30 protein-coding genes are annotated in these 26,230 nt (G+C 30.7%); 25 read left to right on the top strand and 5 right to left on the bottom strand.

What is annotated here, in order from left to right; all coding sequences use genetic code 11:
- Positions 1-51 precede the first annotated feature (51 nt).
- The 23 genes from ACH5TX_RS13205 to ACH5TX_RS13315 all read left to right on the top strand — a co-directional run bounded on the left by ACH5TX_RS13205 (position 52) and on the right by ACH5TX_RS13315 (position 20,574).
- Positions 52-390 carry a PadR family transcriptional regulator gene (locus ACH5TX_RS13205; RefSeq protein WP_439339969.1) on the top strand — a complete coding sequence of 113 codons (339 nt, stop codon included), beginning with the start codon at positions 52-54 and terminating at the stop codon, positions 388-390.
- Positions 390-1,049, top strand: a complete 660-nt coding sequence (locus ACH5TX_RS13210; protein ID WP_439339970.1) for a hypothetical protein — start codon at positions 390-392, stop codon at positions 1,047-1,049. The genes ACH5TX_RS13205 and ACH5TX_RS13210 overlap by 1 nt, the downstream gene beginning before the upstream one ends.
- Position 1,050: 1 nt before the next feature.
- Complete coding sequence (locus ACH5TX_RS13215; RefSeq protein WP_439339971.1) at positions 1,051-1,749, top strand: hypothetical protein; 699 nt, start codon at positions 1,051-1,053, stop codon at positions 1,747-1,749.
- Between the two features lie 65 nt (positions 1,750-1,814).
- On the top strand, positions 1,815-2,222 hold the full coding sequence (locus ACH5TX_RS13220) for a DUF2059 domain-containing protein (protein WP_439339972.1): 408 nt from the start codon (positions 1,815-1,817) through the stop codon (positions 2,220-2,222).
- A gap of 5 nt (positions 2,223-2,227) precedes the next feature.
- Positions 2,228-3,706 carry a DUF5687 family protein gene (locus tag ACH5TX_RS13225; protein ID WP_439339973.1) on the top strand — a complete coding sequence of 493 codons (1,479 nt, stop codon included), beginning with the start codon at positions 2,228-2,230 and terminating at the stop codon, positions 3,704-3,706.
- 11 nt (positions 3,707-3,717) lie between these two features.
- Complete coding sequence (locus tag ACH5TX_RS13230) at positions 3,718-4,413, top strand: ABC transporter ATP-binding protein (RefSeq protein WP_439339974.1); 696 nt, start codon at positions 3,718-3,720, stop codon at positions 4,411-4,413.
- Positions 4,414-4,531: 118 nt separating this feature from the next.
- The gene (porW, locus tag ACH5TX_RS13235) at positions 4,532-7,096 is read left to right on the top strand and encodes a type IX secretion system periplasmic lipoprotein PorW/SprE (protein WP_439339975.1); all 2,565 of its coding nucleotides are present in this window, start codon (positions 4,532-4,534) and stop codon (positions 7,094-7,096) included.
- A 13-nt stretch (positions 7,097-7,109) separates the two neighbouring features.
- A complete protein-coding gene (locus ACH5TX_RS13240; RefSeq protein WP_439339976.1) occupies positions 7,110-7,523 on the top strand; it encodes a bactofilin family protein in 414 nt (137 codons plus the stop codon).
- Complete coding sequence (locus ACH5TX_RS13245; RefSeq protein ID WP_439339977.1) at positions 7,489-7,713, top strand: AtpZ/AtpI family protein; 225 nt, start codon at positions 7,489-7,491, stop codon at positions 7,711-7,713. Before ACH5TX_RS13240 ends, ACH5TX_RS13245 begins: the two co-directional genes overlap by 35 nt.
- Positions 7,710-8,114, top strand: a complete 405-nt coding sequence (locus ACH5TX_RS13250; RefSeq protein ID WP_439339978.1) for a DUF6168 family protein — start codon at positions 7,710-7,712, stop codon at positions 8,112-8,114. The genes ACH5TX_RS13245 and ACH5TX_RS13250 overlap by 4 nt, the downstream gene beginning before the upstream one ends.
- Before the next feature lie 93 nt (positions 8,115-8,207).
- Positions 8,208-9,314: a F0F1 ATP synthase subunit A gene (gene atpB, locus ACH5TX_RS13255; RefSeq protein ID WP_439339979.1), complete on the top strand. Its 1,107-nt coding sequence runs from the start codon at positions 8,208-8,210 to the stop codon at positions 9,312-9,314.
- A gap of 32 nt (positions 9,315-9,346) precedes the next feature.
- On the top strand, positions 9,347-9,541 hold the full coding sequence (gene atpE / locus ACH5TX_RS13260) for an ATP synthase F0 subunit C (protein ID WP_439339980.1): 195 nt from the start codon (positions 9,347-9,349) through the stop codon (positions 9,539-9,541).
- Positions 9,542-9,611: 70 nt separating this feature from the next.
- The gene (locus ACH5TX_RS13265; RefSeq protein WP_439336361.1) at positions 9,612-10,112 is read left to right on the top strand and encodes a F0F1 ATP synthase subunit B; all 501 of its coding nucleotides are present in this window, start codon (positions 9,612-9,614) and stop codon (positions 10,110-10,112) included.
- A 7-nt stretch (positions 10,113-10,119) separates the two neighbouring features.
- Positions 10,120-10,656, top strand: a complete 537-nt coding sequence (gene atpH, locus ACH5TX_RS13270) for an ATP synthase F1 subunit delta (RefSeq protein ID WP_439339981.1) — start codon at positions 10,120-10,122, stop codon at positions 10,654-10,656.
- 27 nt (positions 10,657-10,683) lie between these two features.
- A complete protein-coding gene (atpA, locus tag ACH5TX_RS13275; protein ID WP_439336363.1) occupies positions 10,684-12,264 on the top strand; it encodes a F0F1 ATP synthase subunit alpha in 1,581 nt (526 codons plus the stop codon).
- A gap of 88 nt (positions 12,265-12,352) precedes the next feature.
- A complete protein-coding gene (atpG, locus tag ACH5TX_RS13280) occupies positions 12,353-13,213 on the top strand; it encodes an ATP synthase F1 subunit gamma (RefSeq protein WP_439339982.1) in 861 nt (286 codons plus the stop codon).
- A gap of 221 nt (positions 13,214-13,434) precedes the next feature.
- Positions 13,435-13,944: a hypothetical protein gene (locus tag ACH5TX_RS13285; RefSeq protein WP_439339983.1), complete on the top strand. Its 510-nt coding sequence runs from the start codon at positions 13,435-13,437 to the stop codon at positions 13,942-13,944.
- 58 nt (positions 13,945-14,002) lie between these two features.
- On the top strand, positions 14,003-15,460 hold the full coding sequence (locus ACH5TX_RS13290) for an oligosaccharide flippase family protein (protein WP_439339984.1): 1,458 nt from the start codon (positions 14,003-14,005) through the stop codon (positions 15,458-15,460).
- Position 15,461: 1 nt separating this feature from the next.
- A complete protein-coding gene (dut, locus tag ACH5TX_RS13295) occupies positions 15,462-15,896 on the top strand; it encodes a dUTP diphosphatase (protein ID WP_439339985.1) in 435 nt (144 codons plus the stop codon).
- Positions 15,897-16,011: 115 nt separating this feature from the next.
- Positions 16,012-17,031, top strand: a complete 1,020-nt coding sequence (locus ACH5TX_RS13300) for a sugar nucleotidyltransferase (RefSeq protein WP_439339986.1) — start codon at positions 16,012-16,014, stop codon at positions 17,029-17,031.
- A gap of 185 nt (positions 17,032-17,216) precedes the next feature.
- Positions 17,217-18,578 (top strand): tetratricopeptide repeat protein, encoded by a 1,362-nt coding sequence (locus tag ACH5TX_RS13305; RefSeq protein WP_439339987.1) that lies wholly within the window; start codon positions 17,217-17,219, stop codon positions 18,576-18,578.
- The gene (gene lolB1, locus ACH5TX_RS13310; RefSeq protein ID WP_439339988.1) at positions 18,578-19,345 is read left to right on the top strand and encodes a lipoprotein insertase outer membrane protein LolB1; all 768 of its coding nucleotides are present in this window, start codon (positions 18,578-18,580) and stop codon (positions 19,343-19,345) included. Before ACH5TX_RS13305 ends, lolB1 begins: the two co-directional genes overlap by 1 nt.
- Complete coding sequence (locus ACH5TX_RS13315; RefSeq protein ID WP_439339989.1) at positions 19,345-20,574, top strand: murein hydrolase activator EnvC family protein; 1,230 nt, start codon at positions 19,345-19,347, stop codon at positions 20,572-20,574. Before lolB1 ends, ACH5TX_RS13315 begins: the two co-directional genes overlap by 1 nt.
- Positions 20,575-20,623: 49 nt before the next feature.
- Here the strand turns inward: ACH5TX_RS13315 and ACH5TX_RS13320 are convergent, their stop codons facing one another.
- From ACH5TX_RS13320 to ACH5TX_RS13330, 3 genes are all read right to left on the bottom strand, one after another.
- A complete protein-coding gene (locus tag ACH5TX_RS13320; RefSeq protein ID WP_439339990.1) occupies positions 20,624-20,833 on the bottom strand; it encodes a DUF6515 family protein in 210 nt (69 codons plus the stop codon).
- Positions 20,834-20,887: 54 nt separating this feature from the next.
- Positions 20,888-21,397: an acyl-CoA thioesterase gene (locus ACH5TX_RS13325; protein WP_439339991.1), complete on the bottom strand. Its 510-nt coding sequence runs from the start codon at positions 21,395-21,397 to the stop codon at positions 20,888-20,890.
- Between the two features lie 89 nt (positions 21,398-21,486).
- A complete protein-coding gene (locus ACH5TX_RS13330) occupies positions 21,487-22,824 on the bottom strand; it encodes an HU domain-containing protein (RefSeq protein WP_439339992.1) in 1,338 nt (445 codons plus the stop codon).
- Between the two features lie 193 nt (positions 22,825-23,017).
- Between ACH5TX_RS13330 and dprA the strand changes: the two genes are divergently transcribed.
- Entirely contained in the window at positions 23,018-24,121 is a 1,104-nt protein-coding gene (gene dprA / locus ACH5TX_RS13335; protein ID WP_439339993.1) for a DNA-processing protein DprA, read from the top strand.
- On the opposite strand, the gene trpS is transcribed toward dprA, so the two are convergent.
- Together trpS and ACH5TX_RS13345 are read right to left on the bottom strand one after the other, a co-directional pair.
- Positions 24,118-25,086 carry a tryptophan--tRNA ligase gene (trpS, locus tag ACH5TX_RS13340; protein ID WP_439339994.1) on the bottom strand — a complete coding sequence of 323 codons (969 nt, stop codon included), beginning with the start codon at positions 25,084-25,086 and terminating at the stop codon, positions 24,118-24,120. The genes dprA and trpS overlap by 4 nt on opposite strands.
- Before the next feature lie 87 nt (positions 25,087-25,173).
- Positions 25,174-25,416 carry a GlsB/YeaQ/YmgE family stress response membrane protein gene (locus ACH5TX_RS13345; protein ID WP_439339995.1) on the bottom strand — a complete coding sequence of 81 codons (243 nt, stop codon included), beginning with the start codon at positions 25,414-25,416 and terminating at the stop codon, positions 25,174-25,176.
- A 64-nt stretch (positions 25,417-25,480) separates the two neighbouring features.
- Here ACH5TX_RS13345 and ACH5TX_RS13350 point away from each other — a divergent pair, with 64 nt between their 5' ends.
- Positions 25,481-26,218 (top strand): lysophospholipid acyltransferase family protein, encoded by a 738-nt coding sequence (locus tag ACH5TX_RS13350; RefSeq protein ID WP_439339996.1) that lies wholly within the window; start codon positions 25,481-25,483, stop codon positions 26,216-26,218.
- The last annotated feature ends 12 nt before the right edge of the window (positions 26,219-26,230 follow it).

The raw sequence follows: 26,230 nt of genomic DNA on the forward strand, positions 1-26,230 counted from the left end.
AATACATACATAAGATTATTATGCATAAGAAAATTATGTATATATTTGGACATGGGAAATTCTAAATTATATAAAGGTAGTTTAACCACTATTATTTTAAAACTTTTAAATGAGCATGATAAAATGTATGGTTATGAGATTACTCAAAAAGTAAAAGAACTTACGAAAGGAGAACTTAAGATTACCGAAGGGGCACTTTATCCCTCACTTCACAAATTAGAAGCCAAAGGGTTGTTAGATGTTGAAATAGCTAAGGTTGACAATAGGTTGCGAAAGTATTACAAACTTACAGAAGAAGGTACAAAAGAAACAGTGAATAAACTTAGTGAGTTAGAGCAATATATTGCTACAATGCAGGCATTAGTGAATCCTAAATTTAGTTTAGAGTAATGGAAAAGCTAACAAAAGAAGACATACAATTTATAGACACTTATTTAAAAAATTCTGATATTATTTTCACCGATATTAGGATTGAAATGGTAGATCACATAGCTTCAGAAATTGAGAATGTAATCAATAATGGAGACAGTAGAGATTTTTACTATCTTTTTAAAGATTATATGATAGCTAATAAAAGAAAGCTACTAAACGACAGAAAGAAATATTTTAAAGCCTCCGATAAGAAAATATTTAGGATTCTTTTGAAAAAATTTTTTTCATTTCAAGGCATGATTATTTTTTGTCTAACACTTTTTAGTTTTAATCTAATAAATGAATTTACAGATAACAACAAGTCTATGTTTCATTTTGTTAAGTACACTCCTTTTGTTCTGTTAATTATTATAGGAATGATTTATTTTTTATTCATTAAAAAAAAGGAGGAACGTTATTCATCAGTTGAGCGAATTACTTTTTATTTTGTAGTAATAGGTCAACTAATAAATATCTTGGCAAATCCAAGTTTTATTAAGATTGAATTAGTAACAAGTTTAGATTTAACTTGGCTTAAAATTGGTGCATCAATATTTGTATTAGTTTTAATTTTATTACTTAAAATCTCTTTTGAACTTAAAAATGAGTATGTGTTAAAATATAAAAAGGTTTTATAATATGAAATTGACGGATACTGAAATACTGCAAATTTATACTTTCACGCAAAGACATTTCGTTGAATGGTATGATGTACAAACGGAGTTGGTAGATCATTTGGCAAATGGTATTGAGGGGCAATGGGAATCAAACCCCAACTTAACATTTGATGAAGCTTTAAAACAGGAATTTAAAAAATTTGGTGTATTTGGTTTTTCTGATGTTGTAGAGCAAAAAACAAATGCCTTAGAGTCGTTTTACAGAAAGGAAGTTTGGAAATATCTTAAGGAGTATTTTAAACTTCCTAAAATAATACTAACCGCTTTTAGTGTTTGGTTTGTTTTTAAAATATTCAAACTGTTTGATAATAAAGAATACGTTGTAGTTTCTCTTCTAGTAGCTGCTTTTTGCTTTTATTTATTTTATGTAACAAAAGAATCTTTAAGAATAAAGAAAGCCCAAAAACAAACAGGAAAAAAATGGTTGTTTGAAAGTGTTATTGGTCAATTAGGAGGTTTTCTTCAATTATTAAATATAGGCATATATATGCCTATTATAAATTTTGACAGACAATGGGATACGCTAGCTCAGTTGTCTTTCTCTGTATGTTTTGTTGTGTATATATTGTTGTTTTTTGTGTCTGTTAAAGTAGTTTCTCCTAAACTAAAAGATAAAATGTCCAAAGAACATCCCGAATATAATATTTCAATAATTTTGTAACAAATAGAATAAAAATCTTACTAACACATAGAATTAAATATTTACCTAATAATTAAATCATCAAAATGAAAAAAGTTTTACTAGTATGTATGTTTATGGTAGCTATTGCTACACAAGCTCAAGAACAAGATAATTCAGAATTTCAAAAAGAAACTGTAGAATTTATTAAGCTTACAGGCGCAGGTGCTGCTTTTGAAAATGCCATAGCACAAATTGGTGCGATGGTTTCTGAAGCCAATAAAGAAGTGTATACTAAAGAAGCAAACGGAACTTTAGATGGTTTATATATAAAAATGGCTGAGTTGTATATGGCAGAATTCACTCAAGACGAAATAAAAGAACTAGTAGCTTTTTATCATACCGATTTAGGAAAAAAATTAGCAGAAAAACAATTAGGGCTTACACAAAAAGCAATGATGTTTGGTCAATCTTGGGGTATGGAAGTAGGACAAATTGCTCAAAAATATAAGTAATCATTATGATTAAACAATTTTTAAGTTTAGAGTGGAAAGCTTTTTTTAGGTCAGCAAGTTTTGGGAAAAGTCTAGGTGTAAAAATACTAATGGGCTTTTTTGCACTTTATTTTATGGTTATGTTTTTATCTATGGGTTTTTTTATGGATAAAATTTTAAATGAATTTTATCCTAATTTAGATCCGCTTGTAGCTTTTAGTAGTTTCATTTTCTTTTGGATTTTAGGAGATTTAATGATTCGGTTTTTTTTCCAAAAACTTCCAGTTATGAGTGTTATGCCTTTGCTTACACTTCCTGTAAAACGGAAACGGATTGTTAATTATGTTTTAGGAAAATCGGTGATGTCATTTATTAATTTCTTGCCATTATTTGCAGTTGTTCCTTTTTGTATTAAACTCATTTCTGGTGGTTATAACTCAACAACTGTTTTAGTTTGGTTTGTAACTATTATAATTTTAATCTTAATTAATAACTTTCTTAATTTTATTATTGAAAGTAAATCTGCGGAAACTGAACTATCAATTTTACCAATTATCCTTATAGTAGGAGGTCTTTATGCTTTAAATTATTTTGAAATTATAAATATCTCTGAAGCTATTTCTAAAGGAATTATATCAATTTCTGAAAACCCTTTATTCATATTAGTGCCAATTACAATATTGATATTGCTTTATGCTTATAATTTTAAGATTTTAAAACAAAAACTTTTTTTAGATAGCGGATTAAAAACAAAAATAAAAGAGGTTAATACATCAAACTTAGATTGGACAAAAAACTTTGGAGACATTGCACCTTTTATGCAATTAGATTTAAAATTGATTTGGCGTAATAAACGAACTAAGTCTTCTGTTTTTATGCTAGCAATAGGCTTGCTTTATGGCTTGTTTTTCTACCCGCAACCTACTTATCAAAATATGCCATGGTTTTTCGTTTTTATAGGTGTTTTTTCAACAGGTATTTTTTTAATCAATTTTGGGCAATTTATTCCGGCCTGGGACAGCGGTTATTATAAGCTGCTTATGAGTCAGAATATTAAATATGAGCAATATTTGAATTCAAAATTCACTTTAATGGCATTAAGTGTTGTTATTTTATTTGTGCTTGGTATTCCCTACGTTTATTTTGGTTGGAAAATTTTATTAGCACATTTTGCGGCAGCAATTTATAATATAGGTGTTAATTCGCATGTTATGTTGTATGGTGGTTCTTTTAATAGGAAAAAGATTGATTTAGGTCAAAAGGCAGCGTTTAATTATCAGGGCACAGGAGCAGTACAGTGGCTTATAGGTATACCATTGTTATTAGTACCAATGGGGTTATTTGCATTGTTTTACTTTTTAATTAGTTTCGAAATAGCCTGTTTAGTATTGGCAATCCTAGGTGTTATAGGTATTATATTTCATCAAAAATTAATGAAAATAATTACAGCTAAATATTTAGAATCAAAGTATAAAATGATTGATGCATTCGATCAAGATAATTAATAAATATAATTATGATAACAACATCAAACCTTTCAAAAAAATATAATACTAATTTAGTTTTAAATATAGAATCATTAGAAATTCCTAAAGGGCAAAGTTTTGGTTTAGTGGGTAATAATGGTGCAGGTAAAACAACTTATTTTAGTTTGTTACTTGATTTAATTCAACCAACTACAGGGTTTATTAATAATAATGACGTCCAAGTAAATAAAAGTGAAGATTGGAAACCTTTTACATCTGCTTTTATAGATGAAAGCTTTTTAATTGGTTATTTAACTGCCGAAGAATATTTTTATTTCATTGGCGAATTGCGTGGACAAAATAAAGCCGATGTAGATACATTGGTAGCTCAATTTGAAGACTTTTTTCATGGCGAAATTTTAGGTCAAAAAAAGTATTTACGCGATTTAAGTAAAGGAAATCAGAAAAAAGCAGGCATTGTAGCGGCTTTAATTGGTGACCCTGAAGTCATTATTTTAGATGAACCTTTTGCTAATTTAGATCCTACTACTCAAATTCGATTAAAAGGAATTATTAAAGATTTAGCCCAAAAACAAGGTATTACTGTTTTAATTTCTAGTCACGATTTAATGCATGTTACAGATGTATGCGAACGTATTGTAGTGCTTGAAAAAGGCGAAATAGTAAAAGACTTAGAAACAAGCGAAGCTACTTTAAAAGAATTGGAGTTACATTTTGCAAGTTAACAGTTTTTTAAAAGAGACTTTAATTTTATAGCTAAATCCAAAAAGATGCTTATTTTTACGTCTATATATAATAATAGCAAGAGTTTATAGTTATTATTTAGACTAAAAAACACCAGCATTGAAAACACCTATTAAAGTTATACTTCTTATTATCTGTTCTATTTTTTTGGTAGTAAGTTGTTCTAGAAAAAAGGATAAATTTATTAACCGAAATTTTCATGCTGTTACAGCAGAATTTAATACGCTTTATAACGGTTATAATGCTTTAGAAGAAGGAAGGAACACTCTTAATGATGGTTATTTTGATAATTATTGGAATGTTTTACCTATAGAGCGTATGCAAATACTTGATGAGGTGGTGCTTCCTGGTCAATCTAAAAATGAAAATTTTACTAGAGCCGAAGAAAAAGCAGCAAAAACGATTCAGAAGCATAGTATGAATATTGAGGGTAAAGAGAAAAACCCGCAAATTGATGAAGCTTATTTGCTTTTAGGTAAATCAAGATATTTTGATCAACGATTTGTACCAGCTTTAGAAGCTTTCAATTATATTTTATATAAATATCCAGCGAGTGATAAGATTAATCAAGCTAAAATTTGGCGAGAAAAAACGAATATTCGTTTAGATAATGATGAGTTGGCTATAAAAAACTTAAAACGTTTATTATTTCAAGAAGATTTAGAAGGTCAAGATTTAGCCGATGCAACTTCAATGTTGGCGCAAGCATATTTAAATACAAAGTCTGTAGATAGCGCTATTACACAATTAGAAATAGCATCAAATGCCACAAAAAGCAATGATGAGCGCGGTCGTTATCGTTTTATTCAAGGGCAATTATATAATCAATTAGGAAAAAAGGATAGTGCAAACATTACTTTTGATAGAGTTATAGAGCTTAATAGAAAAACGCCACGCATCTATATGATTAGTGCGTATTTAGAGAAAGTTAAAAATTTCGATTACGAAAACGGTAATAAATTAGAACTTGTAGAATTACTAAATGAATTAGAAGAAAACAGAGAAAACCGTCCGTTTTTAGATAAAATCTATCATCAAATAGCAACATATCATTTAATGAATAAATCAGATTCTCTTGCAACTGCTTATTATAATAAGTCGTTACGAACAGATTCTAGAGACAAGCTTCTAAAAGCTAAAAATTATGAAATTCTTGGAGACATGAATTTCGATAAATCTATTTATAGTACAGCGGGTCAATATTATGATAGTACCATGACTAGTTTGGTGCTTAATTCAAAACCCTATCGAGTTATAAAAAGAAAGCGAGATAATTTAGAAGATGTTATTTACTACGAAGCTATAGCAAAGGCAAATGACAGTATTTTAAAATTGGTTAATTTACCAGAAGCTGATAGGTTAGCTTATTTTGAATCTTTTATTGAAAACTTAAAAATTAAAGCCGAAGAAGAAAAAGAAAAGGCAGAAGCAGCAGAACGAAGTCAAGGTTTAGCAACAGTAAATAACACTATTGGAGGTGCCGTTAACAACGGTGGGCGAGGAATACCTGGTCAAGCTGCAACATTTTATTTTTACAATCCAACAACCGTTGCTTATGGTAAAAATGAATTTGTAAAAATATGGGGAGATAGAGCTTTAAGTGATGATTGGAGATGGTCTAGTAAAGGACAAACAGGAACAATTGGCGATGTTTCAAATAATGATATTGTAGCATCAGCAACCGAAGAAGAAAAATTCGATCCTCAATTTTATATTTCTAAAATTCCTACTGAAGCAAAAGAAATTGATAGCATTTCTAAAGATCGTAATTATGCTTATTATCAATTAGGTTTAATTTATAAGGAGAAATTTAAAGAATACGAACTAGCAAAACATAAGTTTCAAGACTTATTAAATAGCAATCCAGAGGAGCGATTAATATTGCCATCAAAATATAATTTATATAAAATTTATGAATTATTAGGTGAAAATGGGGAGGCTTTAATAGCTAAAAATGAGATTATAAAAGAGTATCCAGAATCTCGTTATGCGGTTATTTTAAAGAACCCTGAATTGGTCTCTGATAAAGATGAAAATAGCCCAGAAAGTTTATATGAAGCACTTTATGTTCAACATCAAAATCAGGAATATGCAGATGTTATTTCTAAAAGTGAAGATTACATAAATAGGTTTGATGGCGAGCCTATTGTGTCAAAATTAGAACTTTTAAAAGCCACAGCCATAGGAAGGCTTTATGGATATGAACCATACAAAAAAGCTATTAACCATTTAGCGGTTACTTATGCTAATACACTAGAGGGTAAACGTGCTCAAGATATAGAAACTAACGTGTTGCCAAAATTAACGAGTACAGATTTTGTAGAAGTAAATGATAGTATTGTAAGTAATTACAAGGTTGTTTTTCAATTTAAAAATCCAGAAAAAGAACCGCTTTTAGCTTTTCAAAAAGACTTAGATACCGTTTTAAAAAGTATTAAGTATTATAAATTAAAGTCATCGGTTGATGTTTATAGTCCAGAAATTTCCTTTGTAATTGTTCATGGTATAAAAAACGGGCAAGTAGCACAAACATTCGATCAATTATTAACAAAGGAAAATAAGAAAAAAATAAAAGAACCTTATTTTGCGGTGTCATCTACAAATTATCAAATTATTCAAATTCATAAAAATTTGGATGCTTATTTGAATAGAGATAATAACTAATATTAATAGTTTTATGTTTTCTGATAATAAAAAAAACAAAAAAATGGTTGAAGTCAAATCTAAATTAAATAGCATTGCGCAAGGCACTAAAATAGTTGGTGATTTTAACAGTGAAGGCGATTTTAGTATTGATGGAGCTATTGAAGGTAATATTAAAACCTCAGGTAAAGTTGTAATTGGTAAATCAGGTTTTGTTAAAGGAACTTTACAGGCAGCAGAAGCTTATTTTGAAGGTAAGTTTTCTGGAAAATTAGCTTTATCTGGCAAGCTTACTTTAAAGGCGTCATCACATGTTGAAGGCGAGGTGGTTGTTGGTAAACTAGCTGTAGAACCAGGAGCTACATTTAATGTTACTTGTGCTATGAAAGGTGCAGTAAAAGAAATAAGCAAAGGTGGGCAAGAAAGATCAACAGAAAAAACAGCTTAAGCAAATTGCTGCTTTATCAGGAATAGCTATACAAATGGGAATAACTATATACCTTTTTGTATTGTTAGGAAAGTGGTTAGATACAAATTATAATAGTTCAGGTAAAGCCTTTTTAATTATTTGCACGTTATTTGGCGTTGGCATTTCTTTATACGCTGTACTAAAACAGATAAATAAATTAAATCCTTGATTTTAAAAAATAGTATTATAAAATGTTTTATTGTAGTTGGTGTTGCTACTGTAACTTTTTTTATTCATCTTCTTGTAAATAATACCATTAATCAATCTGTAGAAACAAATCAATTAATCTACTCTTACTGTATTAATGTGCTATTAGCTTGTAGCGCTATTCTCCTGCTATTTTTGCTAAAAAAGAAGCTTAAAGACCAATTAGGTTTTGTCTTTCTAGGGGCAAGTATGTTAAAATTTGTGTTCTTTTTTCTGCTTCTTTATCCTGAATATAATTCAGACGGTAATTTAACTAGATTGGAGTTTTTTACTTTTTTTATTCCTTATGTAGTTTGCCTTATTACAGAAGGGATTATTCTTTCTAAGTTTCTCAATGATTTGGATAATTTTAGCTCGTTATAATAGAAGTTGTAAATAATATAAAATTTTGTTTTTTGCTTTTCAGATAAAAGCATACCTTTGCACCGATTTTTAAGGATATAATTTTCATTTAACATGCAAAGAAACCAAATTGCTAGCTTGCTATTCTTTTTTTTAAGTATTCTATTTTCTATTAATGCGTTAGCGCAAGAAGAAGAAATGCATCTAAACGAAATTGCACCTGAAGTTGAAGGTCATGAAGGTGTTAAAGAGGAAATAAAAGAATATATAAATCATCACTTATTAGATTCGCATGATTTTAGTTTAACCTCATATACAACTGAAGCTGGAGAACATAAATACATTGGGTTTCCTCTTCCTGTTATTCTTTGGGATGGTGGGTTACAAATATTTTCTTCTTCAAAATTACACCATGGAGAAGCTGTTGCAGAATCTAATGGTAATTACTACAAATTATATCACGGTAAAATATATAAAACGGATGCTGCTGGTGAAATACACCATGATGAACATCATCATGCAACAAATACTAAGCCTTTAGATTTTTCTATTACTAAAAACGTATTCACAATTTTTATTATTGCGCTATTAATGTTTGTTGTTTTTAGAAGAATGGCTAAAAAATATAAAACAAGTGCTTTACCAAAAGGAATTGGGCGCGGTTTAGAGCCAATTATCTTATACATTAGAGATGATATTGCGATTCCTAATATTGGTAAAAAGCACTACATGCGTTACATGCCATATTTGTTAACGGTATTTTTCTTTATCTGGATTATAAACTTATTAGGTTTAACGCCATTAGGAATTAATGTAACTAATAATATTGCTGTAACATTTGCTTTAGCATTAATTACATATGTGCTAACAACATTTACGGCAAATAAAAATTACTGGGGTCACATTTTTTGGATGCCAGGTGTACCAACACCAATGAAATTTGTTTTAGCGCCAATTGAGTTGCTAGGTACGTTAATTAAACCATTCTCTTTAATGATTCGTTTGTATGCAAATATTACTGCAGGACATATCGTTTTAATGAGTATTATTGGTTTAATGTTCATATTTAAAAACTGGTTAGGAAGTTCTTTATCATTTGGTTTAGCGTTCGCTTTATCATTACTAGAACTTTTAGTAGCCGCTTTACAAGCATATATCTTTACTATGTTATCTGCTTTGTATTTTGGATCTGCTGTGGAAGAACACCACGACGATCACTAAACAAGAATGTTTAATTTTAATATATATACATTATGACAATTCCAAGTATTGTAGGAGCAGGTTTAATCGTAATCGGTGCTGGTTTAGGTATCGGTAAAATTGGTGGTTCAGCAATGGACGCTATTGCACGTCAACCAGAAGCTTCTGGAAAAATTCAAACAGCAATGTTAATTGCTGCAGCCTTAATTGAAGGTATTGGATTTGCTGCTTTATTTGCAGGTAACTAAAACTAAAACAGCTTTAACGGTTGGTTAAAGCTGTTTTTTAAATTAAATATTTATAAAATAATAGATATAGATGGAAAAGTTAATAAATGAGTTTTCAATAGGATTGTTCTTTTGGCAATTAGTATTGTTTGTTGGATTAGTATTACTTTTAAGAAAATTTGCTTGGAAACCAATTCTTGAAGCTGTTGAAAAAAGAGAAGATGGAATTAAAGATGCATTAGATTCTGCTGAAAGTGCAAAATTAGAAATGCAAAACCTTCAAGCTGATAACCAAAAGTTATTAAAAGAAGCAAGAGCTGAGCGTGAAACTATGCTTAAAGAAGCGCGTGATATCAAAAATAAAATGGTTGAAGACGCTAAAAGCGAAGCGCAAGAGCAAGCTAATAAAATGATAGAACAAGCGCAAGCTGCTATTGAAAGTGAAAAGAAAGCTGCTATGGCAGAACTTAAAAATCACGTAGCAGGATTGTCTATTGATATTGCTGAAAAAGTAGTGCGAGGTGAATTAGCTGACAAAGGAAAACAACTTGAATTAGTTGAGTCTATGTTAGGTGAAGCTAAATTAAACTAAGAATAGTATGTCAGGAGCAAGAGCAGCAATACGTTACGCAAAAGCGGTATTAAGTTTAGCAACAGATCAAAAATCAGTAGATGCTGTAAATAATGATATGAAGCTAATTGCTAATACTATTGCAGGAAGTAAGGATTTAAGAGATACGCTACAAAGCCCTGTAATTAATTCAACAGTTAAAAAAGCTGTGTTATTAGAAGTTTTTAAAGCATCAGACAAAGCTACATTAAGCTTAATAGATGTATTAATAAATAATAACAGAATTAATATTTTAAGTGAAGTAGCACTTAAGTATAGCCAGTTATTCGATCAATCTAAAGGTATTGAGTTAGCAACTGTAACAACAGCAGTAGCATTAACAGACGATTTAGAAAAGAAAGTTTTAGCAAAAGCTAAAGAGATTACTGGAAAAGATATTGAAGTAGAAAACATTATAGATGAAAGCATTTTAGGTGGTTTCATCCTTCGCATAGGAGATATACAATACAATGCTAGTATTGCAAATCAACTAAGCAAATTAAAAAGAGAATTTACATTAAACTAAGATCCTTAGATCTAAATAAATAATAAGATGGCAGAAGTAAAACCAGCTGAAATATCAGCAATCTTAAAACAACAACTAGCAGGTTTCGAAGCTAGCGCTTCGTTAGATGAAGTTGGAACAGTATTAACAGTAGGTGATGGTATTGTACGTGCTTACGGATTGGCTAACGCTCAATATGGTGAGTTAGTAGAATTCGAAGGCGGATTAGAAGGTATCGTACTTAATCTTGAAGAAGATAATGTAGGTATTGTACTTTTAGGAGCTTCAGTAGGAGTTAAAGAAGGTTCTATTGTAAAACGTACTAACCGTATTGCATCTATTAAAGTAGGTGAAGGTATTGTTGGTCGTGTTGTAGATACTTTAGGTAACCCTATTGATGGTAAAGGACCAATTTCTGGTGAAACTTACGAAATGCCTTTAGAGCGTAAAGCTCCTGGTGTTGTATTCCGTGAGCCAGTAACTGAGCCATTACAAACTGGTATTAAATCTATTGACGCCATGATTCCTGTAGGACGTGGTCAACGTGAGTTGGTTATTGGTGACCGTCAAACTGGTAAAACAGCGGTTTGTATTGATACTATCTTAAATCAAAAAGAATTTTACGATGCAGGTGAGCCTGTATATTGTATATATGTTGCCGTTGGTCAAAAAGCATCAACAGTAGCTTTAATTGCTAAAACATTAGAAGAAAAAGGCGCTTTAGCTTATACAACTATTGTTGCAGCAAATGCATCAGATCCTGCTCCAATGCAAGTTTATGCGCCATTTGCAGGTGCTGCAATTGGAGAATATTTTAGAGATACTGGTCGTCCAGCTTTAATTGTTTATGATGATTTATCTAAACAAGCTGTTGCTTACCGTGAGGTATCTTTATTATTACGTCGTCCACCAGGACGTGAGGCGTATCCTGGAGATGTATTTTATTTACACTCTCGTTTATTAGAGCGTTCTGCAAAGGTTATTAATAATGATGAAATTGCGAAGGATATGAATGATCTTCCAGATTCATTAAAACCATTAGTAAAAGGAGGTGGTTCTTTAACTGCTTTACCAATTATTGAAACGCAAGCGGGTGATGTATCTGCATATATCCCAACAAATGTAATTTCTATTACAGATGGGCAAATCTTCTTAGATGGAGATTTATTTAACTCTGGTGTACGTCCAGCAATTAACGTAGGTATTTCTGTATCTCGTGTTGGTGGTAATGCACAAATTAAATCAATGAAAAAAGTATCTGGTACTTTAAAATTAGATCAAGCTCAGTTCCGTGAATTAGAAGCGTTTGCTAAGTTTGGATCAGATTTAGATGCTGTTACTTTAAATGTAATTGAAAAAGGAAAACGTAACGTTGAGATCTTAAAACAAGCTCAAAACGATCCGTTTAAAGTAGAAGATCAAGTTGCTATTATTTATGCAGGATCTAAAAACTTATTAAGAGATGTTCCTGTAGAAAAAGTAAAAGAATTTGAAGGTGAATTTTTAGAGTTCTTAAAAGCGAAACACGCAGGTGTTTTAGCAACATTAAAAGCAGGTAAATTAACTGATGAAGTTACAGATACATTAACAGCTGTAGCAAAAGATTTATCAGGAAAATATAGAGCATAATTGTCATTCCTGCGCAAGCAGGAATCTCATGTTTTGAAGTTCAATTAAAATAGATTCCGTATTAATTTCGGAATGACAAAAAGAGATTATGGCTAATCTAAAAGAAATACGTAACAGAATATCATCAGTATCTTCAACGATGCAAATTACCAGTGCCATGAAAATGGTATCGGCTGCAAAGTTAAAGAAGGCACAAGATGCTATTACAGCAATGCGTCCTTATGCAGATAAGTTAACAGAGCTTTTACAAAGCTTAAGTGCTACTTTAGATGAGGATTCTGGAAGTAAATTTTCTGCACAACGTGACGTTAAAAATGTTTTAATAGTTCCTATTACCTCTAATAGAGGTTTATGTGGCGCTTTTAATTCTAACATTATTAAGCAAACACAACACTTAATTAGTAATGAGTATGCTGGAAAAAATGTATCTGTTTTAGCAGTTGGTAAAAAAGCTAATGATGCTTTTGGTAAACAAGATATTGTAATTGCTAATAAAAGTGACATTTTTGATGATTTAACCTTTGAAAATGTTGCAGAAATAGCTGAAGAATTAATGGCTAAGTTTGTTGCTGGCGAGTTCGATAAAATTGAAATAGTTTACAATAAATTTAAAAATGCTGCGACTCAAGAAGTAATGACTGAGCAGTTTTTACCTATTGTTCCTGTTGAAGGTGATGCAACCAATAATGCAGATTATATTTTTGAGCCATCAAAAATAGAAATTGTAGAGCAGTTAATCCCTAAGTCGTTAAAAACGCAATTATATAAAGGTATTAGAGATTCTTTTGCAAGCGAACACGGAGCGCGTATGACAGCAATGCATAAAGCAACCGATAATGCAACTGAATTAAGAGATCAGCTTAAATTAACATATAACAAAGCACGTCAAGCTGCAATTACTAATGAAATTTTAGAAATTGTTGGTGGTGCGGAAGCTCTTAATAATTAGGCGGAACTTAGAGTAGCCAAATTATTAAAAAGCGAAAGCTTTAAACAATTAGACGAAGCTTAGCGAAGTCAAAAGTTTAAATTATTACAAGCTTTAAACAATTAGATTTTGTCTTTCTTGCGAAAGTTGAAATTCATTATAATATTAAACCTCACTTTTTGTGAGGTTTTTTTATGGCATCAATTTTGAAATAGTATCTTTATATAATTCAAATTTTAAAAATGAAAAGATTTAAAAATATATTATTCTTATTACTAATGTTTATCATAACGATAACTTTTTCAAACTGTGCAGGTACTCAAAAGCTAGATAAATCATTACCAATAGATTTAGGAGACGTTTATTATCAATCTTGGGTTTCAGGTTTAAAAGGAGGAGGTTCAGGGTTTAATATTTTTATTCCAATGGAGTCTAATCCAAATAATATTATGCTAGACAGTGTCTTTTTTAAAGGTAAAGAGGCAAAGTTAGAATATCGTAATAATTCCATTTTTATTGGACGTTTTAAAACATCTATAAATCAAAAAGAGGATATAATTATGAGTAGCGATCGTTTGGCTGAATATGGAAATAAAGTTCCAAATCTTCCAAAAAAATCACCTTTTCAACTTAAAGAAGACGAATGTGTAGTTAGTTATAAATTAAATAATAAAACGCATTATTTTAAAATTGATAAAATTATAAAAAAGGAAACTCAAAATTTTATGAGTGCTCCTCCTAGAAAGCAATAGATTATCTTTGGTTAGCATTTGCTAAAAACGTATTTTTAGCAAGATAAATATACTATCATTGAGCGGACTTAAGACACTTTTTAAACAGACATTTCTTTATGGATTAGCTACTGTGCTTCCTAGAATGTTAAGCTTTATATTAGTGCCGTTATATACAAGTCCAGATGTTCTTTCTGTTTCAGAATACGGAATTGTATCTTTTGTCTTTGCCTATTTTGTTTTATTCAATGTTGTTTTGGCATATGGCATGGAAACTGCATTCTTCAGATTTTTTAATAAAGAAGAAAACCAAGAGAAAGTTACTAGTACATCATCCTTATCATTAATATTTAGCTCACTAATTATATTAGGAATTGCATTTTTATTTAGAAATCAAATTTCTGAATTAATAAATATAAAACTAGAGTATTTAAATTTAGTTTTTATTATTCTTTTGTTAGACGCCTTGGTTATTATACCGTTTGCTTGGTTAAGGGCTACAGCAAAACCAATGAAGTATGCTCTTATTAAGATTTTAAACGTTGTAATTAATTTAAGTTTAAATGTTTTCTTTTTACTTTATTTGAAAGATTTAGCAAGAGGTAGTTCTTTTTTCGAAGGTTTATATAAACCAAATTTTGAAATTAATTATATTTTCATATCGGGCTTAATTGCTAGTGCTGTAACATTGTTGTTATTGCTTCCTTTTTATGCAAAAATTAAGTTTAGTTTTGATACTTTCTTATGGAAAAAAATGATGACATATGCCATACCAGTATTAATTGCAGGTATTGCTTTTTCGGTTAATGAAACTTTTGATAGAATTTTATTAAAAAAATTATTACCAATAGGTATAGCAGATGAACAAATAGGAATGTATTCGGCGTGTTATAAACTAGCTTTGTTCATGACATTATTTGCAACCGCATTTCGATTAGGTATTGAACCTTATTTTTTTAGTCATTCTAAAACTGTAGATCCTCAAAAAAATTATGCAAAGATATTAGAGTTTTTTATAGCATTTGGGTCTGTTATACTTTTAGGAGTTGTTGTTTTTGCTGATATTTTAAAACCATACATTATTAGAAGTGAAGCTTATTATGAGGCGATGTGGATTGTACCTCTTATTCTTATGGCTAATTTTTGTTTAGGTATTTATCATAATCTATCTGTATGGTATAAGGTTACAGATAGAACAAAATATGGGGCTTATATTTCTTTACTAGGAGCATTAATTACATTAGTTTTAAATTTTGTTTTAATTCCTATTATAGGGTATAAAGGTTCTGCTATAGCTACACTTTCTGCATATGGAGTAATGATGTTTTTATCATACTATTACGGAAGGAAATATTATCCAATACCTTATGATATAAAAAAAATAGTAACATATTTAATTCTATCAGTAGTCTTATCTGTATTATCCTTCTATAAATTTAGAGAGAATTATATTGTTGGAATTTCTATGTTAATCGTATTTTTGGGAGTTGTATTTATGTTTGAAAAAAAACAAATTAAGCTGATATTAAATAGATAAAATGAATATAAAAATTATAAACAAATCCAGCCACGAGTTGCCGCATTATGAAACTATAGCATCGGCAGGCATGGATTTAAGAGCTAATATTTCTGAAGCTATAACATTAAAGCCTTTAGAAAGAACTATTGTTAAAACAGGTTTGTTTATAGAGTTGCCAGTAGGTATTGAAGCGCAAGTACGTCCTAGAAGTGGATTAGCGGCAAAAAAAGGAGTTACAGTTTTAAATGCACCAGGAACCGTTGATGCCGATTATAGAGGTGAAATAGGTGTGATATTAGTAAACCTTTCTAACGAAGATTTTATAATAGAAAACGGCGAGCGTATTGCACAATTAGTTATTGTTAAACACGAACGTGCCGAATGGGAAGAAGTAGAAATACTTTCTGAAACGGAAAGAGGAGAAGGTGGTTTTGGTAGTACTGGGGTAAAATAATAGAATTGTCCCCTTGAGGGGACTTTAGGGGTGTTTTTATTAACACAGCTAAAAACAAAATAAAAGTTTAAATTAAAAGATTCCCTCTTTCGAGGGAATGGCAAAAACATTAAGCATGAAAATAATAGTACCAATGGCAGGGCGAGGTTCTCGTTTACGCCCACATAGTTTAACCGTACCAAAACCATTAATTCCTGTTGCCGGACAACCAATTGTACACCGTCTGGTAAAAGATATAGCTAAAGTATTAAAACAACCTATTGAAGAAATTGCTTTTGTATTGGGTGACCCTGCTTGGTTTGGAGACGAGGTTGTGTCTAGTTTAGAAGCCTTAGCCGAAAGTTTAGGAGCGAAAGCCTCTATTTATCGTCAAGATAAACCATTAGGAACAGGACATGCTATTATGTGTGCTAAGCCATCTTTATCGGGGCCTGCGGTTATTGCGTATGCCGATACGTTAATTCGTGCAGAGTTTGATTTAGATCCTACTGCAGATAGTGTTATTTGGACAAAACAAGTTGAGAACCCAGAAGCTTACGGTGTTGTAAAATTAAATGACAATCAAGAAATTGTTGAACTGGTAGAAAAACCAGAAACCTTTGTTAGCGACCAAGCTGTTATTGGTATTTACTACTTTAAAGATGTTGCAGTTTTAAAAGATAAACTACAAGAAATTCTTGATGAGAATATTATGAATGGCGGCGAATACCAAATTAATGATGGTATTAAACGTATGATGGCAGATGGTAAAGTGTTTAAAACAGGAACTGTAGATGAGTGGATGGACTGCGGAAACAAAGCTATTACTATTGAAACAAACCAAAGAATGTTAGGCTTTTTAAAGGCAGATGCCGAAGAACAACTAGTAGCATCTTCAGCGCAATTAAATGATTCTAAAATAATAGAACCTTGTTTTATTGGAGAAAATGTGGTGCTTAATAACAGTACTGTTGGTCCGTTTGTATCTATTGGAAATGATTCTGTTATTGAGAATTCTACTATTAAGAACAGTTTAATTCAAACGAATACTAGTATTAAGAATGCTAATTTAGATGATGCTATGATTGGTAATCATGTAAAATATGATGGCAATTTTACATCAATAAGTATAGGTGATTATTCGGTATTAGAGTAATTTTTATTCATTCCTTTGAAGAAGGGAGTCTGGTTAATTAGAGTTTGGAATACTATTTGAAAACGATTTAGTTGCGTTAGGGATTGATGCGGCATCCTTTTTTGCCATTAAAAGCAAAAAAGATATAGCGGAAAGCCCGACCCTTGGGGTAACGCCCAAATAAAATTGAAAGCATAACATAATTTATGAAACAAAGGTTTTACATATTTTTTTTACTCTTCGGAATGTTAATTTTTCCGCAGATTAACTATGCTCAAGTCGATTTTAATAAAAAACCAAATGACGATTTAGGTGATTTTGAAGATGAGTTTCAAGAGCTCTTTTATGAAGCTTTAAAACAAAAAGGTATTGAGAATTACGACCGATCGGTTGATGCGCTTTTAAAATGTATTGATTTAGATGATTCGGTACCTGTTTTATATTTTGAATTAGGTAAAAATAATGTAAAGCTTAAAAATTTTGGAGCTGCCGAAGATGCTTTAAAAAAGGCGGTAAGTTTAGATCCTGATAACGAATGGTTTTTAGATGAACTTTATGGTTATTACGCATCTCAAAATGATTATGATAAGGCTATTAAAACGGTTAAACAACTTGTTAAATATCATTCAGATTATAAAGAAGATTTAGCTTCTTTATATGTTAGAACCAAAAAGTATGATGATGCTTTAGAGCTTTTAGATGAATTGGATGCTGCGTTTGGTGTTTCGGTGGCACGAGATGTTATGCGTAATAAAATTTATAAGGCTACGGGTAGAAAAAAGGATCAAATTAAAAATTTACAAGAACGGGTTGAAAGTAATCCAGATAAAGAGTCGAATTACTTAGCGCTTATTTTTCGTTATAGTGAAAACAATGAAAAGGAAAAGGCTTTTGAAACGGCTAAAGAATTGTTGAAGATAAATCCAGAATCGCAATTGGTTCATTTAGCACTTTACAAGTTTTATTTAGATAAAAATGATGCTGATAAATCTATTGAATCTATGAAAATAGTGGTTAAAAGCACGCAAATAAAACCCGCAGCAAAACAGAAAGTGTTATCTGATTTTGTGAATTTTGTAAAAGCGCATCCTGAATATGAGACAGATTTAGTTGAAGCTACTTCTATGGTTAGCGACAATGATAATGAAAAATCATTGTCTGAATTAGGGCAATATTATTTATCAAAAAATAATAAAGCAAAAGCTTTAGAGTACTTTGAATTAGCATTGAAACAAAATGCTAATAATTTCGCCATTTTACGAAACGTTTTATTGTTACAAATAGACTTAAAACAGTATAAATTAGCAGAAGAAAAAAGTAGTAAAGCACTAGAAATGTACCCGTCGCAACCTATTTTATATTTAATACATGGTGTGACTTTAAATGAATTAAATAAGCCGAAAGAAGCTATAGATTCTTTAGAAATGGGCATCGATTATATTATTGAAGACCTTAAAATGGAAGCCGACTTTTATAATCAATTAAGTAAGGCTTATGCTTTATTAAACAATACCGCTAAAGCAAAAACGTTTAGTGATAAAGCAAAACAATTACAACCTCAAAATTAATGAACAAATTTCCACATATTATATTAAGCTTATTAGTGCTATTTCTATTTAATTGTAAATCATCAAAAACAGTTACTAGTGGGCAAGCAAATTATAATTTATCTACAAAGCAGCTTATAAAGGAAAATGCTAAACAAACACCAGATTTTAAAACACTTCAGTCTAAACTTAAAATAAGTTATACACAAGGCGATAAAACTCAAACACATTCGGTTAGTTTTAGAGTTAAAAAAGATGAAAAACTTTGGATGAGTGCTACGTTTTCAATTGTAAAAGCATTAATTACGCCTGAGAAAGTTAGTTTTTATAATAAGTTAGATAATACGTATTTTGAAGGTGATTTTGCTTATTTAAGTGCGTTGTTAGGTACGGAATTAGACTTTACAAAGGTTCAGAATTTATTATTGGGCGAATCATTGTTTAATCTAGAAAAGTCCTCTTATAAAGCCTCTGTTGATGATGGTACTTATATTCTTCAACCTAAAAAACAGCGTGAGTTGTTTGAGCTTTTTTTATTGTTAGACCCTTCTTATTTTAAGTTGAAATCTCAGCAAATATCTCAACCAAAAGAACAACGACATTTACAAATAGATTATTTATCGTATCAAGAAGTAGATAAACAAATGCTTCCAGAGCGTTTAAAAATAATAGCTGTTGAGGCTAATGAAGAAACTATAATTGATTTAGAGTTTAAATCGGTGTCTTTAAATCAAGACTTAAGATTTCCGTTTAAAATACCATCAGGGTTTAAAGCGATTACCCTTTAATGAAAGGATATAACCTAACATATAAAACATTTTTTTTAGTACTCTTTTTAATGTGTACTACGTTTGCTTTTGCCCAAAATAATAAGCAAAAAGCGTTAGAAACACGCCGGCAAGAATTACGCAGAGAAATTCAAAAAATAAACGAGTTACGTATTGAAAATAAATCAAAACAGAAATCGCAACTATCCTTAATTGAAGACTTTAATTATAAGATAAATGTATTAAATAACTTAATTAAAGTTACTAATCAGCAAGCTAATTTTTTAACCCGTGAGATTAATAGCAATCAAAAGAAAATAACCAGTCTTAGAGATGAATTAAAGCAGCTTAAGAACGATTATGCTGCTATGATTGTTAAGTCTTATAAAAGTAAAAACGAACAAAGCCGTATTATGTTTTTATTGTCTTCAGACGATTTTAAACAAGCTTATAAGCGCTTACAGTACATTAAACAATATTCAGACCATCAGAAAGAACAAGGCGAAACTATAAAGGCTAAAACGCAAGAATTACAGAAGACCAATATTGATTTACAAAAGCAGCAAGAAGATAAAAAGAAGTTGATAGCAGATAATAGAGTGGTACAAAAATCGTTAGAGCAAGAGCGTAAACAGCATCAAGCTTTAATGCAATCTATTAAAAGTAATTTAAGTAAATACACGGCCCAAATAAATAAGAAACAACGTGAGGCAGATAGAATAGACAGGCAGATTAATGATATAATTAGAGCTGCTATTGCAAAGTCTAATAAAAAAGCGGGGAAGCCATCAAGTTCAAAAACGTTTGCTTTAACACCAGCAGGTAGAGCTTTAGCTAAAAATTTTGAAGCTAATAAAGGAAAATTAGGTTGGCCAGTTGAAAAAGGTTTGGTAAAGTTACGTTACGGCATACAACCGCACCCTATTAATAAATCATTAACTATTAAAAGTAATGGTGTTAGAATAGCAACTTCAAAAGGCGCTAAGGTTAGAACTATTTTTGAGGGTGAAGTTTTTATTATAGCACAAATAAAAAATGCGAATTTGTACGTTATTATTCGTCATGGTGATTATTTCACGGTTTATAATAATCTTAAAAAAGTTTATGTTAAAAAGGGAGATAAAGTAAAAACCAATCAAGAAATAGGAGAGGTTTTCACTAATCCGTCAAACGGAGAAACGACTTTAAGATTTAATATTTCTAAAAACGGAAATACTCAAAACCCAGCTAATTGGATATATAAAATGTAGTATCATATTTTAGACGTTACATTTTATATGGTTTTCTAATTTATAAAAATTAAATTCTAGCAATTACGTAACCATTACGTGTTTTTCTGTAATGATTTCCATTCCAAAAATAATAGCGTTTACCTTTTACTTTAACAGTTTTATAATGTCTGGGTGCTGTTTTAACAACAGTTACATGTGCTGGTCTTGTAACGACACGAGTGGCACATGATGATAAACTAATTATACAAAATACACAAAATAGAATAATAGGTCTCATAGTTTTTTAAGATTTGATTTTACTATAAGACTTTTTAAAATTGTAAAAGTTTAATTAGTCAAACAAAGCCTTTAACTCAGAAGCTTCATTAGGTTTTATTTTTCCGGCAAGTAATAAGCTTAATTGTTTACGGCGTAAAGCAGCATCAAAACGTTCTTTTTCTAAATCGGTTTCAGGAGTTACTACTGGTACAGCAATAGGTCGTCCAGTTTCATCAACGGCAACAAAAGTATAAATAGCTTCGTTAGCTTTTGCTCTTTCGCCAGATTCTCTATCTTCAATCCAAACATCAATAAATACTTCCATTGAGGTTTTAAAAGCTCTAGAAACCTTAGCTTCAACAGTTACTACACTTCCTAAAGGAACCGCTCTACTAAAAGCAACATGATTTACAGATGCTGTTACAACAATACGACGGCTATGGCGTCTCGCTGCAATACTAGCAGCACGATCCATACGTGCTAAAAGTTCGCCTCCAAATAAATTGCCTAAAGGGTTTGTTTCACTAGGTAAAACTAAATCGGTAAGTGTTGTTTTAGATTGTTCGGGTGTTTTTGATTGCATCTTAACTTTTTAAATGAAAGATGTAAAGGTAAAAAAGCTTTTTAGGAAATTGAAGGTTCAAGTTAAATATAAATTAGATGATATAAAATCTAATTTTCTACTTTAACTACAGCCATCTTACCTGTATAAGATAGGTTTCCTTTTAATGATAAGGATTTATTAGCTGATACTAAATCGTCAAATTTTTCTTTGTTGTAAACAAAATACATGGCACTTTTTCCATCAAATAAAAACCCAATGTTAGATAGTCCTTGAGAACTTAGGTTGTTTAAAAAAGCATCTCTTTTTTCGGAATCTTTAAAAGCACCTAACATTAAATAATAGCCACTTTCTACAGTAGTAACATTATGGATTATTTTAATGATGTTTCTGTTTTCTTCAAAAACGTAATCACTAACACTATCTTGTTGGTTTGCTAGTGTCTTTTTAATGACCTTTGTTTGAGTAGGAGGTGTTTTTTCAATATTTCCTTTACTTAAAGTGTTTTTAGATTCTGTATCATGGTTTACAAGTAACCAAGCATCTTTATTATGCGATTTTTTAATATCTCTCAGCGCTTTTAAAGCGTCAAGTCTGTTTTCGTAACTAGCATAAACAACTTGGTGTAAGCCATATTTATTAACTCCAATTTTTCTGGCCTTAAAACCATCAGCTTTAAGTTGCTTAATTTTTTTATCGCAGTTTTCTTCTATTCTAAATGCACCAGCAACAATATGAAAATTTCCAGATTGTTTAGTAACAGGAAGTTTAATAGCAGGAAACGGGTTTAAATTAAAAGTAGCTTGCTGAATTTTAGCGTCTAATTGTTGTGTAGCTTCTTCTTGTGCTAATTGGTTATGCTCTTCAATTTGATTAACATAATAATTAGAAGCGGCAAAACCACCAATTGTTAAAGCAATTAATGCAACTGCTGCATATTTTAGGTAAGGTCTCGATTTACGTTTTTCAGGCGTAATAGTTAACGGGGTTACTTTTTCAATAGCTTCAACTTCTTCTTTATAATCTTCTCTTGTAATTGAAGGTGATACAAATTGAGATAACCCAAAAGCATCCGTTAAATAATTTAAATGATACGAAGGTTCAAATAAAATTTTACCTTCAGTATTAAAAACAATCTCTCCAATATTTTTAAAAGTAAGAGTTTCACCTTGTGTTAAAAAGTCTTTTAAGATGCTAACACGTTTTGCAATTTTCTCATTTGCAATTTCAAAAGGAATTTTTTCTATATCAGCAATATAATTTGCCAATAAGCCATCATTTTTTTGAATTTGCTCATTAAATGACACGACTTTTTTAGGCGGATAAAAAACATTGGTATTACTATTTACCGTCGCAGATACAGGTTGTGTTAAAAATGTACCAAACTCAGGGATAGTAACACATTCATATCTATATAATAAGTCGCTTATGTAGGTTTCTAATTGCATGAAAACAAAGTTAAAAAATTATACTTGTAGATAAAATTTAAGATGAAGTATTTATTAACAACTAATAGATTCTTTTGTTTTAGATTATAAAACAGTTGAAAGAAATTGTTTAGATTTGAAATATACACTTAAATTTTAAACCTCAATTATTGAGTAACTTTTTTTATTGTGGTTTCAAAATCAAATGAATAGAATGACTGAAAACGATTTGCTTTATACGTTAGCATTGCAACATGTGCCCAATATAGGAGATATAACAGCCAAAAAATTAATTTCAAATTGTGGCTCTGCTGAAGCGGTTTTAAAAGAAAAAAAACAAAATCTTCTTAAAATTGATGGTATTGGTACGACTATTTTAAGTCATTTGTTTGAAAACATACATTTGAAAGAAGCCGAAAAGGAAATAGATTTTATAAATGAAAATGATATTAAAGTATCGTATTTTGAAGATGATAATTATCCTGAAAAACTAAAACATTGCATTGATGGGCCTATTTTATTATTTGAAACTGGGCAAGTTAATTTGAAAGAGCAGCGAATTATTAGCATTGTTGGTGCTAGAAAAATTACAACGAGTGGTATAGCGTTTTGCGAAGATTTAATTGAAAAGTTAGCAATTTATAATCCAGTTATAGTGTCTGGGTTTGCTTACGGAACAGATATTACAGCTCATAAAGCAGCTATAAAGCATAATTTACAAACAATAGGTTGTTTAGCGCATGGGCTTAATCAGATTTACCCGAAAGGACATAAAAAGTATATGGTTGATGTAGAGAAAAATGGTGGTTTTTTTACCGATTTTTGGAGTAGCGATCATTTTGATAGAAACAATTTTTTAAAACGCAATAGAGTTATTGCAGGGTTAAGTGAAGCTACTATTGTTATAGAATCTGCCGAAAAAGGCGGGAGTTTAGTAACTGCAGATATAGCAAGCTCCTATAATCGTGATGTGTTTGCAGTTCCGGGGCGTACTACAGATAGTCAAAGTGTAGGCTGTAATAATTTAATAAAACAGCAAAAAGCACATATACTTACTACACCATTAGATGTGCCTTATATTCTGAATTGGCAATTAGAAGACAATAAGAAACCAGCTATCCAAAAACAATTATTTGTAGAGCTAGATGCGACCGAAAAGGTAATTTATAATTACTTAAAAGATAATAATAAACAGCAGTTAGATATTATAGCAATAAGTTGTAATCTACCTATTTTTAAAGTAGCTAGTATTTTATTAAATATGGAATTAAAAGGCGTTATTAGGCCGTTACCAGGTAAATTGTTTGAGGTTGTTTAATACCCAACCTTTTCTCTAACTCTTCCTAAAACATCATTAGCAACTAACGCAGCTTTTTCTGCACCAAGTGTTAAAGCTTTATCTATTTCGTTGAGGTTATTCATGTAATAGTTATAACGCTCACGTTGGGTTGCAAATTTTTCAACAATTAATTCATATAAAGCCTGTTTTGCATGTCCGTAACCGTAATTACCGTTTTCGTAATTAGCTTTCATAGTTGCTATGTCTGCTTCAGAAGCTAATAAACTATAAATAGCGAAACAGTTACAAGTACTCCAGTCTTTAGCTTCTTCAAGAGGCGTGCTATCTGTTTGGATAGACATGATTTGCTTGCGCAATTTTTTATCGGCTAAAAATATATTAATCGTGTTATTTCTACTTTTGCTCATTTTTTCACCATCGGTACCAGGAATTAGCATGGTGTTTTCTTGTATTTTTCCTTCTGGCATCACAAAAGTATCGCCTACTTTAGCATGAAAACGAGACGCAACATCTCTAGTCATTTCAATATGTTGTAGTTGGTCTTTTCCAACAGGAATAATTTCGGCATCATATAATAAAATGTCGGCGGCCATAAGCATAGGGTACGTAAACAAACCAGAGTTTACATCTTCTAGTCTATCGGCTTTATCTTTAAAACTATGTGCCAATGTTAAACGTTGGTACGGAAAAAAGCAGCTTAAATACCAAGACAATTCTGTTACTTGCGGAATATCACTTTGTCTGTAAAATACGGTTTTTTCTATATCTAAACCAAAAGCTAACCATGTAGCGGCTGTAGAATATGTATTTTCCCTTAATACACTAGCCTCTTTAATTTGAGTTAGCGTATGTAAATTGGCAATAAATAGAAAAGAATCGTTTTTTGGGTTTTCAGCCATTTTGATAGCTGGTAAAATAGCGCCTAAAATATTGCCTAAATGTGGAGTTCCTGTACTTTGTATGCCTGTAAGTATGCGTGCCATAAATTTTATATAAGCTGCAAATTTAAAGATAAGTTACTCAATAAAAAAAAGTGGCGTGAGCCACTTTTGTAAAATTTAAAAAAAAGATTATTTTTTGATTAATCCTGCAATAAACAATATGGCCGAAGCGCCTATAGCTCCTGTTAAAATATCACCTATAACACCATCCATTAACGAAATGCCTAATACTCCAAAAAGCCAGTTTCCAACAATGCCACCAATAATACCAATAACAATGTTTAGTAGTATTCCAAAACCACCACCTTTCATTAATTTGCCTGCTAACCAACCAGCAATACCACCAATTAGTAAAGAATAAAGTAAACTCATAATTAAATATTTAAAGTTGTTATGTTTTAAAGATAATCAATTTATAATAGTATTTTTGAAACGCATGAAATTTATAAAATATTTTTTTTGGACATTATATCGTATTTGGTTCTATATTCTTGTAGGCCTACCTATACTCATAATGTTTCCTATTCTTTTAATATCTATTTTAAAGGAATCTTGGTACCCGTATTTTTTTAAAATGGCAAGAATTTGGGCAAAAGTTATTTTAATTGGTATGGGGTTTAATTACCGTATTGAAAGTCAGCAAAAACCAGAAAAAGATAAGAGCTATATGTTTATTGCTAACCATACATCTATGGCAGACATTATGCTTATGTTGGTTTCTGTGAAAAATCCTTTTGTATTTGTTGGAAAAAAGGAATTGGCTAAAATTCCGCTATTTGGTTTTTTCTACAAACGTACTTGTATTTTGGTAGATCGAAGTTCGGCAAAAAGTAGAAAGGCTGTTTTTTTAAGAGCGCAAAGGCGATTAAAAACAGGCGTTAGTATCTGTATTTTTCCTGAAGGTGGCGTGCCAGAAGAGCATATTGAGTTAGATGAATTTAAAGATGGCGCTTTTAGATTGGCTATTAATCACCACATTCCTATAGTACCCATAACATTTGCCGATAATAAAAAACGTTTTTCTTATACGTTTTTTAGTGGAAGCCCAGGTAAGATGCGTGTTAAAATCCATAAATTTTTATCAACTGAAAGTTTAACGATTGAAGATACTCGATCTTTAAATGAAAGTTCTAGGACTATTATTTTGAATCAGTTACAAACTTTTAATAAATAAAAAAACTGCCCA

It is taken from the genome of Thalassobellus citreus (genome assembly GCF_044385915.1).
In the GTDB taxonomy this organism is placed as follows: domain Bacteria; phylum Bacteroidota; class Bacteroidia; order Flavobacteriales; family Flavobacteriaceae; genus Thalassobellus; species Thalassobellus citreus.